Here is a 12,568-nt window from a genome sequence, read left to right as displayed (position 1 = left end):
CCGACGAGCGGACGTGACCGACGAGCAGACGTGACCGACGAGCAGACGTGACCGTGGAGACAACGTGACCGAGGAGGAGACATGACCGACGGCGGCAGCTACGACGACGACCGGATCGGCCGTGCCCGCGTCAACGACAGCCCCGAACTGCGCGCCTACTACGAGGAGTTGGCCAAGCACGAGGCCGGCGCCCTGTGGACGGTGGCGAACGAGATCGAACCCTGGTACCCGCAGCCGAAGTCCGTCCCGGTGCTCTGGCGCTACGCCGACCTGCGCCCGCTGGTCCGCAAGGCCCTGCCGCTGGTGAAGGCCGACGACGCGGGCCGCCGGGTGGTGATGCTGGTCAACCCCGGTCGGCGCGAACTCAGCGCCGCCGTCGGCCTGTTGTACACCGGCCTGCAGATCATGGGCCCGGGCGAGGCGATGACCGCCCACCGCCACCAGGCCTCCGCGCTGCGCTTCGTCCACGAGGGCACCGGCGCCTGGACGGTCGTGGACGGGCAGAAGCTCAAGGTCGGCCCGCGCGACTTCGCGATCACCCCCGACAACACCTGGCACGAGCACGGCAACGAGGCCGAGGACAACCCGGTGATCTGGCAGGACGGCCTGGACATCCCGCTGGTCAACACCCTCGACGCCAACTTCTACGAGGTCCACCCCGAGCTCCACCAGCGCCCCGGCCCGGTGGCGAATTCCTCCCTGCTCAGCTACGGCGGCAACCTGCTCCCCTACGGCGTCGAGAAGTGGACCCGCCCGTACTCGCCGCTGCTCGGCTGGCCCTGGGAGCCCAGCTACCACGCGCTGTGCCGGCTCGCCCGCGCCACCGAGGGCTCCCCGTACGACGGCGTGATCATGGAGTACACCAACCCGGTCACCGGCGGCCCGGTGATGCCCACCATGGCCGCCCACCTGCAACTGCTGCGCCCCGGCCAGGCCACCCGGGCCCACCGGCACACCGGCTCGGTGGTCTACACGGCCGCCAAGGGACGCGGCGTCTCGGTGATCGCCGGGCAGCGCTTCGAGTGGCAGCAGGGCGACATCTTCGTCGTGCCGTCCTGGGCCTGGCACGAGCACGCGAACCTCGACCAGGGCGAGGACGCCTGCCTGTTCTCCTTCAACGACTTCCCGGTGATGCACTCGCTCGGCCTCTACCGCGAGGAGTCCTACCCGGACCACGACGGGCACCAGCCCACCACCCCGTAACAGGAGTCCAGAGATGCACCTGCTCACCTACTGCGCCGACGGCGACGACACCCCCCGTCTGGGCGCCCGGATCGGCGCCGACCGGGTCGCCGACCTGAGCGCCCTCGCCACCGCCGCCGGAGCCCGACTCCCGGACAGCCTGCTGGAGCTGATCCGGGCCGGGGAGCCCGCCCTGGCCACCGCCCGGCAACTGCTCGGCGGGGCGCCGGCCACCCGGCCGCTCGCCGAGGTTTCGCTGCGGGCCCCGCTGCGCCCGGGAAAGATCGTCGGCGTCGGCCTCAACTACGTGGAGCACGTGGACGAGTCGCACCGCAGCCTGGACACCGAACGCGAACTCCCGGACCGCCCGGTGCTGTTCGGCAAACCCGCCACCGCCGTCACCGGCCCCGGCCAGCCGATCCTGCACAACGCCGACCTCACCAAGCAGCTCGACTGGGAGTGCGAACTCGCGGTGGTGATCGGCGAACCCGCCTCCCGGGTGAGCGAACAGGACGCCTGGCGGCACGTGTTCGGCTACAGCATCGTCAACGACGTCAGCGCCCGCGACCAGCGCCGCTCCGGCCAGTGGTTCTTCTCCAAGGGCCAGGACAGCTACGCGCCCTTCGGCCCGGTCGTGGTCACCGCCGACGAGATCCCCGAACCGCAGCGGCTCGACCTCTCGCTGCGGGTCAACGGCGAGCTGCGGCAGAACTCCAACACCCGCCACATGCTGTTCGGCATCGCCCGGCTGATCGCCGACGTCTCCGCCGGCATGACCCTGGAGCCCGGGGACGTGATCGCCACCGGCTCCCCCTCCGGGGTGGGCGCCGGGATGGTCCCGCCGCAGTTCCTGCAGCCCGGCGACCTGGTCGAGGCCACCATCGAGCGGATCGGCACCCTCGCCAATCCCGTGATCGACGCCCGCTGAGAGGAGTCCGGCGCAGATGACCACCTACCGGATCGGCCAGATCGTCCCGAGCTCCAACGTCACCATGGAGACCGAGGTCCCCGCCCTGCTGCGGGCCCGCGAGGCGGTCGCCCCCGAACGGTTCACCTTCCACTCCAGCCGGATGCGGATGACCAGGGTCACCCCCGAGCAGCTGCGCGCCATGGACGGCGAGTCCGACCGCTGCGCCGCCGAGCTCTCGGACGCCCGGGTCGACGTGATCGGCTACGCCTGCCTGGTCGCGGTGATGGCCACCGGTCCGGGCTACCACCGTGAGGCGGAACAGCGGCTGCACCGCCGCACGGTCGAGAACGGAGCGCCCGCGCCCGTGGTGACCAGCGCCGGGGCGCTGGTCACCGGCCTGCGGACGCTCGGCGCGAAGAAGGTCGCGATGGTCACCCCGTACCTGCGGCCGCTGGCCCGGACGGTGGTCGACTACCTCGCCGAGGAGGGCATCGAGGTGATCGACCACGCCGCCCTGGAGATCGCCGACAACCTGGACGTGGCCGCCCACGACCCGGCCCGGCTGCCCGCGATCGCCAAGGGCCTCTCGCACTCCGGGGCGGACGCCGTGGTGCTCTCCGCCTGCGTGCAGATGCCCTCGCTGGCCGCCGTCGAGGAGGCCGAGCAACAGCTCGGCAAGCCGGTGGTCTCGGCCGCGATCTGCACCACCCACCAGCTGCTGCGGGCGCTCGGCCTGCCCGCCGTCGCCCCCGGCGCCGGGCACCTGCTCTCCGGCGCCTTCGCCTGAGGGCGTGTCCCGCGGAACCTGGCCGGGTCCGCGGCCTGATCCGACAAGGCCACGGGACACGCCCTCACCCACCGCTATGATCACCACCAGCCGTCGGGGAGGAGGGCCCACGCATGCCGGAGAGCACCGCCCGGCCCAGCTCCCTGATCCACACCGTCTACGGCGAGTTCGTCCGCCGCCTCGGCGGCTGGATATCGATCGCCGATCTGATCGCGCTGATGGCCGAGCTGGACGTCGACGCCCCGGCCGTCCGCTCGGCGATCTCCCGGCTGAAGAAGGCCGGCACTCTGCTCCAGGAGCGCCGCACGGGCACCGGCTACCGGCTGTCCCCCGCGATGGCCCCGGTGTTCGACGAGGGCGACCGCCGGATCTTCCACAGCCTGGAGCCCGCCGAACTCGCCGACGGCTGGGTGGTGGCGGTCTTCTCGGTGCCCGAGTCCGAACGCGCCCACCGCCACCAGCTGCGCTCCCGGCTGAGCTGGCTCGGCTTCGGCAACGCCGCCCCCGGCGTCTGGCTGGCCCCCGCCCGACTGCTGCCGGACGCCCGCCGGCTGCTGGAACGCCTGGGCCTGAGCGCCTACGTCCACCTCTTCCTCTCCGCCGAGTACGCCGGTTTCGCCGACCTCCGTACGGCGGTGGCGAGTTGGTGGGACCTCCCGGCGATCGAGGCGCAGTACGCGGCCTTCACCGGCGCCTGGCGCCCGATCGCCGAGGAGCTGCGCGGGCGGGGCCGGACCGACCCGGCCGAGGCCTTCCGGGACTACGTGCCGATGCTCACCCAGTGGCGCCGGCTGCCGTACCTCGACCCCGGGCTGCCCGAACCGCTGCTGCCCGCCGGCTGGAACGCCGTCCCGGCCCGCGCGGTGTTCACCGAGGTGCACGGGCGGCTCGCCGAACCGAGCCTGCGGTACGTCGAGAAGGTCACCGGACTGTCGCACCCCCTGGAGCTGCCATGACCACCCCAGCCGACCTGCTGATCCGCGCCGCCGCCGTGCACACCCTCGCCCCGGGCGAGCCGCCGCAGCGGGCGGTCGCCGTCACCGGTGGCCGGATCACCGCCCTCGCCGCCGAGCCCGACGGCCTGGACGCCCTGGTCGGGCCGGGCACCGAGGTGGTGGACGCCCCGTCGGCCACGGTGCTGCCCGCCTTCGACGACACCCACACCCATCTGATCCTGGCCGGGCACAGCGTCCACGGCGTCCCCGTGCACCGGGCCCGGGACCTCACCGGGTTCCTGGAGCTGATCCGCGAGCGCGCCGCGCGCACCCCGGCCGGGGAGTGGATCCTCACCACGGTCAACTGGCAGGAGGTGCTGCTCGCCGAGCAGCGGATGCCGACCACGGAGGAACTGGACGGCGCCGCCCCGGACCACCCGGTGCTGGTGCGCCGCGGCGCGTACAACATGGTGCTCAACTCGGCCGCCCTGCGGCTGGCCGGGATCGACGAGGCCACCGAGGCGCCGTCCGGCGGCGTGATCGAACGCGACGAGCGCGGGCGGCTGACCGGCCGGCTGATCAACCGGGCGACCGAGCTGGTCGAGCGGGTGCTGCCGCGCCCCACGCTCGCCGAGCGGATCGAGGGCCTGCGCGCGGCCTCCGCCGACTACGCCGCCACCGGGATCGGCACCGTGCGCGACTGCCTCGTCCCGGCCGAGGACCTCGACGTGCTGGACGCGGCCCGGACCGAGGGCGCGCTCGCCGTCCGGGTCCGGGCCCTGGTCTCCGGCTTCGCGGCGCGCACGCCCGAGCAGGTGGACGCCCTGCTGGACCGGATGGACCAGTGGCGCGCGGACGGCCGGGACGACTCCCGACTGCGGCTGTGGGGCGTCAAGTTCGGCATCGACGGCGGTTTCGAGGCGGGCGCGCTGGAGGAGCCGTACCAGGGGCAGCCCTGCTACCACGGGCGGCTGCTCTGGGAACCGGAGGAGCTGCTCGCCGCGGTGGACCGGGTGGTCGAGCGCGGCTGGCGGGTGGGCGTGCACGCCTGGGGCGACCGCGGGCTGCGCGTGCTGCTGGACGTCTTCGAGCAGGTGCTGAAGGGCCGCCCCGGCCTGCCGCCGGGCACGCTCGTGGTCGAGCACGGCGGGCTGGCCCGGGCCGCCCAGCGGGCCCGGGCGATCGCGCTCGGCATCCCGGTGACGGTGCAGCACCCGCTGCTGCACGACGGCGCGCTCACCCAGCAGCGCGCCTGGGGCGAGGAGCGCACCGCCGCACTGTTCCCGCTGCGCGAGTGGCTGGACGAGGGAGCGCAGCTCTCCGCCGGCTCGGACTTCCCGGTCGGCCCGTACGGCGCGATGGTGTCGGTGTGGGGCATGACGACCCGCGGCACCACGGCCGGGGTGGTCGGCGCCGAGCACGCGATCGGGCGGGCCGAGGCGATCGCGCTGCACACCGTCGCCGCCGCCCGGCTGACCGACGAGAGCGCCGAGCGCGGCAGCCTGCGCCCGGGCGCGCTCGCCGACCTCACCCTGTGGCCGGTCGACCCGCTGAGCTGCCCGGTGGACGGCCTGCGGGAGCTGCGGCCGATCCGGACGGTGGTCGGCGGCCGGACCGTGCACGGGGGTTGACGGCCGTACCGTGCGACGGAGTCGACGAACCCGGCGAGCCGAACGTCAGCCGACTTCCCGTCAGGCCGCGATGAGCTCGCGCAGGTCGATGCCGTCGCGGTGCAGGGCGCGCAGGTCCTCGTGCAGACCGGACGGCGGGACGACGAGCACGCCGCCGCGGGCGTGGTCCAGGCAGTAGCGGGCGACCGAGCCGCGCAGCAGTCGGCGCAGCCGTCCGCGCAGCGAGCCGTGCCGGCCGGCGCTGACCACCAGCAGGTCACCGGGGCGGTCGGCCATGCCGGTCAGCACGGGCCCGGGCTCGCCGCGCATGACCAGCGGCTGCACGGGCAGGCCGATCGGCAGGCCGCCGAAGGCCTGTCCGAGCGCGCTCTCCAGCCGGGCCTCGGCGGCGTCCCGCCAGGCGCGGAGCAGCGGCGGGCAGGGCCGGGCGCGGTAGCTGCGCTCGCCGCCGACCGGGGTCCAGGCCAGCACCGGGACCAGCACGGCCCGCCGGGCCCGAGCCTCCTCCGCCGCCCTGTGCAGGGCGGTGAGGCTGTGCAGTGAACCGCTCACTCCGACGATGACGCGCGCGTCGCCCGACATGATCCTTCGCTTTCCGATGCCGTACCGATTCAGTGTCTGCGATTATGTTGCCACGACTGCACTTGGGCCTGCAAATCAAAGGCATTCACTGAATACCGCCTTGAATCATTCAGAACCCGGATGACTCTCGCCCGGCCGCCCGGACCTCCTGGAGCAGCCCCCAGGTGAAGTCGGCCGTCCAGGAGCGCACCCGCCCGTCGGCGTCCGCCGCCTCGAAGTCCAGCCGGAAGCGGGTCGGCGCGCTCCCCTCACGCGCCTCGGCCCCCGGGAAGGCCGCCCCCACGTCACCCACCACGCAGCTCCACGGCGCCAGGTCGGCGACGGTGCGCAGCACCGGAGGCGGGGCGCCGGCCGCCCGGACCAGCCACTCGTTCAGCACCGGCGCGGCGGTCTCCGCCGGCCCGAACAGGACCTCGAAGCGCAGCTCGGGCCAGAGCGGCAGCGCCCACTGCCGCGCGGTGCACGCGAGATCCCCGATTCGGCGCGGCAGGCTCGCCTCCGCCGGCCCGAGCACGGCGGTGTACCGGGCGGCGCCACGCGGGAACCGGGGCGCCCGGACCATCGCCTGCCAGCGCTTGTTCGCCTCCCGCATCGAGGCGCGGGTGGCACCGAGCCGCCGCACCGCGTCCTCGACCAGCCCGGGGTGGTAGTCGGCCATCCGGCGCAGCAGGAAGAGCTGGAACTCGGTGACCCCGAACCCGTTGATCGCCATACCGGCAGGCTAGCCCCCGAATCATGTTCGAGCACACGTTCGATTAAGGGCATAGGCTGGAGCCATGCACGGCACCGTCCACCTCCAGCCCTCGTTGTTCGAAGAAGCCGCCGACCTCCGGCTCGGCCCGCTCGACGGCGTGCGGCGCCTGGTGCTCGGCGACGGTGCCTGGCTGGACGTGCTGCCCGGCTGGCTGCGTGGGGCGGACCAGCTGTTCGAACAGCTGGTCGCCACCGTGCCCTGGCGGGCGGAGCGGCGCGAGATGTACGAGCGGACGGTCGACGTCCCCCGGCTGCTCGCCTCCTACGCCGCCGATTCCGAACCGCCGCACCCCGTCCTCGGCGAGGCCCGTACGGCGCTCAGCCGGCACTACGCGTCCGAGCTGGGCGAGCCCTTCCGCACCCTGGGGCTCTGCTACTACCGGGACGGCCGGGACAGCGTGGCCTGGCACGGCGACCGGATCGGGCGCGGCGCCCGCGAGGACACCATGGTGGCGATCCTCTCCGTCGGCGAGCCGCGCGTCCTCGCCCTGCGACCGCGCTCCGGTGGCACCGCGGTCGTCCGCCGACCGCTCGGTCACGGAGACCTCGTGGTGATGGGCGGCTCCTGCCAGCGCACCTGGGAACACGCGATCCCGAAGACCGCCCGCCCGGTCGGCCCGCGGATCAGCATCCAGTTCCGTCCGCGGGGGGTCGCCTGAACCTTCCGCTTGCCGCCCACCTGCCGGAAGCCGAGGCTGACGGGGGAAGCCGTGCGACCAGGAGGGCGGCATGCCGAAGGCGGGCAGGTACCACGAGGGCGTCCCCTGCTGGATCGTCCTGACCACCCCGGACCTCCCCCGGGCGGAGCGCTTCTACGGCGCGCTGTTCGGCTGGGAGTTCGTCCCGACCGGCCCCGCCGAGGCGGTGGCCACCCGGTACGGCGCGCAGGTCGCCGCGCTCAAGGCCGCGCCGCCGGCCGCCGCACTCGACCCCAGCCCGCCGTTCACCCCGCAGCCCGCCGCCTGGACCACCTTCCTCGCCGCCCGCGACCTGCTGCGCACCGCGGCCGCCGTCCGGGCCGCCGGCGGCCGGATCGCCCGCGAGCCGTACGAGGTGCCCGACCAGGGCCGGGCCGCGCTCGCCGTCGACCCGCTCGGTGCGCCCTTCGGCGTCTGGCAGGGCGGTGGCGTCGACGGCGCCGGGCTGGTGAACGAGCCCGGCACCCTCGCCTGGAACGAGCACCTCTCCCCCGACCCGGACACCGCCCGCACCTTCTACCGCCGGGCCTTCGGCTACGGCTACGACCGCCCGAAGGCCGGCCACACCCTCGCCCGCGCCGCCGGCCTCCCCGCTTGCAGCATCGGCCCCGCCGACCCGCCCGGCGCCGCCCCCGGCTGGCGCGTCCACTTCGGGACGGCCGACACCGACCGTGCCACCGCCGCCGTGCGCACCCTCGGCGGCACCGTCCGCACCGGCCCCGGGCCGACGCCCTTCGGCCGCGCGGCCCTGGTCCGCGACGACGCCGGGGCCGAGTTCGTCCTGGTCGCCGTCCCGCCCGGGGAGTCGGCCGAGGCCGCCTGAGCGAGGTCGTCGGACGGCCGCGCACGGCGCGGGACTCCGCGGGGTGCGAGGCCGTCTGAGCCGGCCGCCAGTCCTTGACCGCGCCCGCCAGCCCGGACACCAGCTTCCGCTGCACCGCGATGAAGAAGACCAGCACCGGCACGGTCATCAGCGTGGACGCCGCCATGATCCCGCCCCAGTCGTTCTCGTCCGGCTCGAAGAACACCAGCAGGGCCGAGGGCAGCGTCTGGTTCTGGGTGGCGCTGATGATGAAGGTCTTGGCGAAGACGAAGTCGTTCCACGCCGCGATGAAGGAGAACACGCTGGTCGCGGCGAGGCCCGGGGCCACCAGCGGCAGCACGATCCGCCACAGGATCCGGGTCCGGCTCGCCCCGTCGATCTGCGCGGCCTCCTCGCCGGAAAGGCGATCCTCGCCTGGCTGCCCGAGGAGGCGGTCACCGAGGTGGTCGCCGCCGGACTGCGCCCGGTCACCGCCTGGACCATCTCGGACGAGACCCGGCTGCGCGCCGACCTGGCCCGGATCCGGGCCCGCGGCTACTCGATCGACGACCGGGAGAACGAGCCCGAGGTGCGGTGCGTGGCCGCGCCGATCTTCGACCACACCGGCGAGGTGACCGCGGCCCTGTCCGTCTCCGGCCTCACCTCCCGGATGACCGCCGCCCGGGTCCGCGCCCTCGGCCCGGTGGTCGCCCAGGTCGGCCTGCGGATCTCCCGCGAACTGGGCTCTGACCGCCAGCCGTCCTGACGGCGCCGTTCAGCCCGAAGGCCCGAAGGCCCGAAGAGCCGAAGGCCCGGAAACGCGGACGGGGTCCGGTACCTGGGTAAGGCACCGGACCCCGTCCGACCATGGAGCGCCAGGCCCGGGTTGCACGGACTCTCCCTACTGAAAGTAGGGCGTGCTCTGGTAGCACCGCTGACGCCTGACGAGGAATCATCTCCCTCGCGACAGGAAGTACAGTACCAGTTGCGTGATCATCCACCGAATCGGAGGCGAACCCGGCATGACGAGCACCCGACCGGAGGCCGTTCCCTACGCGGACGGACGGCTGCTGGACGTCCACCGCCCCAGCACCGCCGCCACCGGGCCCGCCCCCGTCGTGCTGCTCTGGCACGGCTCCGGCCCCGACGAGCGCGACGTGCTGCACACGCTCGCCCAGGAGGCCGCCGGACTGGGGCTGTTGGTGTTCGTCCCGGACTGGCGCTCCGACCGGGAGGACGGCGGCCGCGCCGACCTGCTCGCCTCGCTCGCCTTCGCCCGCCGCAACGCCGTCGCGTACGGCGGGGATCCGGAGCGCTTCGTGCTGGCCGGCTGGTCACTGGGCGGCCGGGAGGCCGTCGCGGTGGCCACCCACCCGGACACGCCGGCCGACCTGCGGCCCACCGCCGCCGTCGGCATCGCCTCCGCCTACGGCCGCCCGGCCGCCACCACCGGCGACATTCCGCTCGACCACCTGGCCGAGGGCCCTTCCCCTGTCCCGGTCCGGCTGGTCCTCGGCACGGCGGACGAGGTGGTGCCCGGCTGGCTCACCCACGAACTGCACGCCGTCGTACCCACCGCCGAACTGCTCGAACTCCCCACCGACCACGCCGGCGTGGTGATGACGACCTACAGCCCCGAGGCCAACCGCTGCCTGCCCGCCACCGACCCCGCCACCCTGGCCGCCGGACGCCGGACCGCCGCCCTCCTCGCCCGCGCGGCCGGGATCCTGCCGTAGGGGTGTCACTCCCGACCGGCACCATCGCCGTCACGGACGAGGACGCCATGACGGAACGGGTCCGACAGCGCGCCGGCACGGCCGTGCCGCCGTCCACGGGTCAGGCGCCCGCGGCGAGTTCCCGCAGTCCGTACCCGCGTTCCAGTGCCTCCAGGTCCCGCTGGAGCGGCGGGCGCGGGACGGTGAGCACGGGGCAGGTGGCGTACCGCACGCAGTAGGCGCTGATCGACGGGCGGATCAGCCGGGAGAGGCGGCCCCGCTCCCGGCCCGCGCCGAGTACCAGGACGTCACCCGGCCGGTCCGCGCAGCGCACCAGGGCGTGGCCGGCCTCCCCGCGTACGGCCTGGCAGCGCAGCCGGACTCCCGCGTGGCACCCTGCGAAGGCCTCGTCCAGCGCCTGCCGCAGCCGGGCCACGGCGGCGTCGCGGCTGGCGTCGATCACCGGCGGGCCGACCGCGCGGCGGTACCTGAGCGCCTCCCCCGGCGGGGTCCAGCACAGCACCGCGAGCACCTCGACGTCCGCGCGCCGGCCCTCGGCCACCGCGTGGTGCAGGGCGGCGAGGCTGCCGAGCGAGCCGCTGACGCCGACCACGACCCGACCCCTGTCCGCACCGCTGTCCGCACCCGTGTCCGTCATGGCCCGCCCCGCCTCTCCGTGCGCGTCACCGAACCGAACCCCAACCGCGCTGTGTTCCCCCAGCAAAGCGGCGCCGCGCCCGCAGCACCCCGTCCGTTGACGCGGCTCTGACGCCGCACCCGGCGTTCCGTACGCGACCCTGATGCCTCCCGGGCCGGGGCGGCTCAGGCTTCCGGCGCCTGCGCCTCCCAGAGGTCGGCGAACATACGGTCCAGGTGCTCCTCGCCGATCGGCGGGACCGGCAGCGGGTGGGTGGCCCGGGTGCGGAAGCCGTCCAGCAGCAGGGCGAGGTAGCGGCGCCAGAGGTCCGGGCGCAGCTCGGTGGCGGCCGGCAGGGCGCGGCAGAGCGGGCCGAGCAGGAAGAGCAGGTCCATGGTGACCACGTCGCGCCGCATGCTGCCCTGTTCCTGGGCGCGGGCGATCAGGGTGCCGACGGTGGCGGCGTGCCCGCGGCTGATCTCGATCATGCCGGGAATGGTCGGGATGGCCTGGGTGACCAGGTCGTTGATGCCCCGGTCGGCGGCGACGAGTTCGAAGATCCGCTCGAAGTAGCGTTCCAGGCCGGTCCAGGCGTCCTCGGCGGCGAGCGCCTCCTGCCCGGCCGCGGCCAGGCCGGCCCCGGCGTCCGCGAACACCTCGGCGATCAGCGCCTCGCGGGTCGGGAAGTTCCGGTAGAGGGTGGCGTTGCCGACGCCGGCCTCCTTGGCGATCTGGTCCAGCGGGACGTCGAGGCCGTGCCGGGAGAACATCTCCCGGGCGGCGGCGAGCAGCAGGTCCCGGTTGCGCTGCGCGTCGCGCCGGAGCCGTCCCGGGGGGTTCGCGCTGCTCTGTGCCATGCGCAGACCCTAGCAACCGCACCGCCGCGGGGGCCCGTCGGCTCGACGAGCGGGCCGACAACTACCCTACGGGAAACGATCAAGAGCGGTCGGAGCGGCCGCGGCGTACGGGGGCGGCATTGGCCACGGTGACGGAGTTGCGGTACTACCCGGTGAAGGGCTGCGCCGGAGTACGGGTGGAGCACGCGGAGTTGACCCCGGCCGGACTGGCCCACGACCGGGCGTTCATGGTGGTGGACGAGCGGGGCGTGTTCCGTTCCCAGCGGCGGGACGCGCTGCTGGCCACCATCCGCCCCGCGGTGGAGCCGCAGGAGCGGCTGGCCCTCGCCGCTCCCGGGGTGGAGCCGGTGGCGTTCCCCGTGGACACCGTGGGCCCGCGCCGCGAGGTGCAGTTGTTCGGCGCGCCCTTCCGTGCCGTCGACCAGGGCGACGAGGCGGCCGACTGGCTCTCCCGGGTGCTGGGTGCGCCGAGTCGGCTGGTCCGGGTGCCGCCGGAGCACGACCGGGTGACCGACGGGCTGCACCCGGGGACGTCCGGTTTCGCCGACAGCAGCGCGGTGCACCTGCTGTCCCGTTCCAGCCTGGACGACTTCAACGCCCGCACCGGCGGGGCCCCGCTGCCGGTGGACCGGTTCCGCCCGAACATCGTGGTGGACGGCTGGCCGGAGCCGCACACCGAGGACCTGCTGCGCCGGTTCACCGTCGGCGGCGCCGAGTTGGGCTACACCAAGCCGGCGATCCGCTGCTCGGTGACGCTGGTGGACCAGTCCACCGGGGCCAAGGCCGGCCCGGAGCCGCTGCGCACGCTGGCGCGCTACCGGCGGGCGACGGCGGGCGGGGTGGCGTTCGGCAGCAAGTTCTCGGTGCTGCGGCCGGGCACGGTGCGGGTCGGGGACGAGCTGACGGTGAGCGGCTGGGGACCGTCCGAGCTGTAGGACCCTTCTTCGAGGAACCGCGTGCTGCGGCCGTGGGGGGGGGGGGGGGGCCCCCCCCCCCCCCCCGCGCGCCCGGGGGGGGGGGCCCGGCGGGGGCGTTAGGGGGTACGGTGGGGGGGGGTGGGCGGGGGGTGTTGAGTTCAG

The 12,568-nt window shown here is 74.6% G+C and carries 14 protein-coding genes and 1 pseudogene; 10 read left to right on the top strand and 5 right to left on the bottom strand.

Translation table 11 applies throughout. From position 1 onward, the window contains the following. The first annotated feature begins 81 nt into the window (after positions 1-81). The 5 genes from ACH4J0_RS16570 (at position 82) to ACH4J0_RS16550 (ending at position 5,445) form a co-directional block, all read left to right on the top strand. Positions 82-1,203, top strand: coding sequence for a cupin domain-containing protein (locus ACH4J0_RS16570; protein ID WP_396240622.1), 1,122 nt, complete (start codon positions 82-84; stop codon positions 1,201-1,203). 13 nt (positions 1,204-1,216) lie between these two features. After that, the gene (locus tag ACH4J0_RS16565; protein WP_396240620.1) at positions 1,217-2,110 is read left to right on the top strand and encodes a fumarylacetoacetate hydrolase family protein; all 894 of its coding nucleotides are present in this window, start codon (positions 1,217-1,219) and stop codon (positions 2,108-2,110) included. Positions 2,111-2,126: 16 nt separating this feature from the next. Then, complete coding sequence (locus ACH4J0_RS16560) at positions 2,127-2,879, top strand: Asp/Glu racemase (protein ID WP_396240618.1); 753 nt, start codon at positions 2,127-2,129, stop codon at positions 2,877-2,879. Positions 2,880-2,992: 113 nt separating this feature from the next. After that, positions 2,993-3,835: a PaaX family transcriptional regulator C-terminal domain-containing protein gene (locus ACH4J0_RS16555; protein ID WP_396240616.1), complete on the top strand. Its 843-nt coding sequence runs from the start codon at positions 2,993-2,995 to the stop codon at positions 3,833-3,835. Then, positions 3,832-5,445: an amidohydrolase gene (locus ACH4J0_RS16550; RefSeq protein ID WP_396240614.1), complete on the top strand. Its 1,614-nt coding sequence runs from the start codon at positions 3,832-3,834 to the stop codon at positions 5,443-5,445. Before ACH4J0_RS16555 ends, ACH4J0_RS16550 begins: the two co-directional genes overlap by 4 nt. Before the next feature lie 60 nt (positions 5,446-5,505). Here ACH4J0_RS16550 and ACH4J0_RS16545 read toward each other — a convergent pair whose 3' ends face one another. Then, a complete protein-coding gene (locus ACH4J0_RS16545; RefSeq protein ID WP_396240612.1) occupies positions 5,506-6,027 on the bottom strand; it encodes a universal stress protein in 522 nt (173 codons plus the stop codon). Between the two features lie 109 nt (positions 6,028-6,136). Beyond that, positions 6,137-6,739 (bottom strand): hypothetical protein, encoded by a 603-nt coding sequence (locus tag ACH4J0_RS16540; protein ID WP_396240610.1) that lies wholly within the window; start codon positions 6,737-6,739, stop codon positions 6,137-6,139. A gap of 64 nt (positions 6,740-6,803) precedes the next feature. Between ACH4J0_RS16540 and ACH4J0_RS16535 the strand changes: the two genes are divergently transcribed. Both ACH4J0_RS16535 and ACH4J0_RS16530 read left to right on the top strand, forming a co-directional pair. Further along, the gene (locus ACH4J0_RS16535) at positions 6,804-7,439 is read left to right on the top strand and encodes an alpha-ketoglutarate-dependent dioxygenase AlkB (protein ID WP_396240608.1); all 636 of its coding nucleotides are present in this window, start codon (positions 6,804-6,806) and stop codon (positions 7,437-7,439) included. Between the two features lie 70 nt (positions 7,440-7,509). Beyond that, positions 7,510-8,301, top strand: a complete 792-nt coding sequence (locus ACH4J0_RS16530) for a VOC family protein (RefSeq protein WP_396240606.1) — start codon at positions 7,510-7,512, stop codon at positions 8,299-8,301. Positions 8,302-8,371: 70 nt separating this feature from the next. On the opposite strand, the pseudogene ACH4J0_RS16525 reads toward ACH4J0_RS16530, so the two are convergent. After that, positions 8,372-8,695: pseudogene (locus tag ACH4J0_RS16525) on the bottom strand (carbohydrate ABC transporter permease); the annotation flags it as partial. Between ACH4J0_RS16525 and ACH4J0_RS16520 the strand changes: the two are divergent. Continuing rightward, positions 8,681-9,046, top strand: coding sequence for an IclR family transcriptional regulator (locus tag ACH4J0_RS16520; protein WP_396240944.1), 366 nt, complete (start codon positions 8,681-8,683; stop codon positions 9,044-9,046). The pseudogene ACH4J0_RS16525 and the gene ACH4J0_RS16520 overlap by 15 nt on opposite strands. Before the next feature lie 256 nt (positions 9,047-9,302). Next, on the top strand, positions 9,303-10,016 hold the full coding sequence (locus tag ACH4J0_RS16515; RefSeq protein ID WP_396240604.1) for an alpha/beta hydrolase: 714 nt from the start codon (positions 9,303-9,305) through the stop codon (positions 10,014-10,016). A gap of 100 nt (positions 10,017-10,116) precedes the next feature. Here ACH4J0_RS16515 and ACH4J0_RS16510 read toward each other — a convergent pair whose 3' ends face one another. Then, positions 10,117-10,653: a universal stress protein gene (locus tag ACH4J0_RS16510; protein WP_396240602.1), complete on the bottom strand. Its 537-nt coding sequence runs from the start codon at positions 10,651-10,653 to the stop codon at positions 10,117-10,119. Positions 10,654-10,817: 164 nt separating this feature from the next. Further along, complete coding sequence (locus ACH4J0_RS16505; protein WP_396240600.1) at positions 10,818-11,489, bottom strand: TetR/AcrR family transcriptional regulator; 672 nt, start codon at positions 11,487-11,489, stop codon at positions 10,818-10,820. Between the two features lie 119 nt (positions 11,490-11,608). On the opposite strand from ACH4J0_RS16505, the gene ACH4J0_RS16500 reads away from it, so the two are divergent. Continuing rightward, entirely contained in the window at positions 11,609-12,424 is an 816-nt protein-coding gene (locus ACH4J0_RS16500) for an MOSC domain-containing protein (protein WP_396240598.1), read from the top strand. Positions 12,425-12,568: the final 144 nt, after the last annotated feature.

It is taken from the genome of Kitasatospora sp. NPDC017646, from assembly GCF_044329365.1.
Taxonomy (GTDB): Bacteria; Actinomycetota; Actinomycetes; order Streptomycetales; family Streptomycetaceae; genus Kitasatospora.
This window is presented reverse-complemented; position numbering and strand designations above follow the sequence as displayed.

Excerpts from the sequence above, each read along its gene's own strand:
- ACH4J0_RS16570 (WP_396240622.1), top strand. The coding sequence starts at position 82 with ATGACCGACGGCGGCAGCTACGACGACGACCGGATCGGCCGTGCCCGC.
- ACH4J0_RS16565 (WP_396240620.1), top strand. The coding sequence starts at position 1,217 with ATGCACCTGCTCACCTACTGCGCCGACGGCGACGACACCCCCCGTCTG.
- ACH4J0_RS16560 (WP_396240618.1), top strand. The coding sequence starts at position 2,127 with ATGACCACCTACCGGATCGGCCAGATCGTCCCGAGCTCCAACGTCACC.
- ACH4J0_RS16555 (WP_396240616.1), top strand. The coding sequence starts at position 2,993 with ATGCCGGAGAGCACCGCCCGGCCCAGCTCCCTGATCCACACCGTCTAC.
- ACH4J0_RS16550 (WP_396240614.1), top strand. The coding sequence starts at position 3,832 with ATGACCACCCCAGCCGACCTGCTGATCCGCGCCGCCGCCGTGCACACC.
- ACH4J0_RS16545 (WP_396240612.1), bottom strand. The coding sequence starts at position 6,027 with ATGTCGGGCGACGCGCGCGTCATCGTCGGAGTGAGCGGTTCACTGCAC.
- ACH4J0_RS16540 (WP_396240610.1), bottom strand. The coding sequence starts at position 6,739 with ATGGCGATCAACGGGTTCGGGGTCACCGAGTTCCAGCTCTTCCTGCTG.
- ACH4J0_RS16535 (WP_396240608.1), top strand. The coding sequence starts at position 6,804 with ATGCACGGCACCGTCCACCTCCAGCCCTCGTTGTTCGAAGAAGCCGCC.
- ACH4J0_RS16530 (WP_396240606.1), top strand. The coding sequence starts at position 7,510 with ATGCCGAAGGCGGGCAGGTACCACGAGGGCGTCCCCTGCTGGATCGTC.
- ACH4J0_RS16515 (WP_396240604.1), top strand. The coding sequence starts at position 9,303 with ATGACGAGCACCCGACCGGAGGCCGTTCCCTACGCGGACGGACGGCTG.
- ACH4J0_RS16510 (WP_396240602.1), bottom strand. The coding sequence starts at position 10,653 with ATGACGGACACGGGTGCGGACAGCGGTGCGGACAGGGGTCGGGTCGTG.
- ACH4J0_RS16505 (WP_396240600.1), bottom strand. The coding sequence starts at position 11,489 with ATGGCACAGAGCAGCGCGAACCCCCCGGGACGGCTCCGGCGCGACGCG.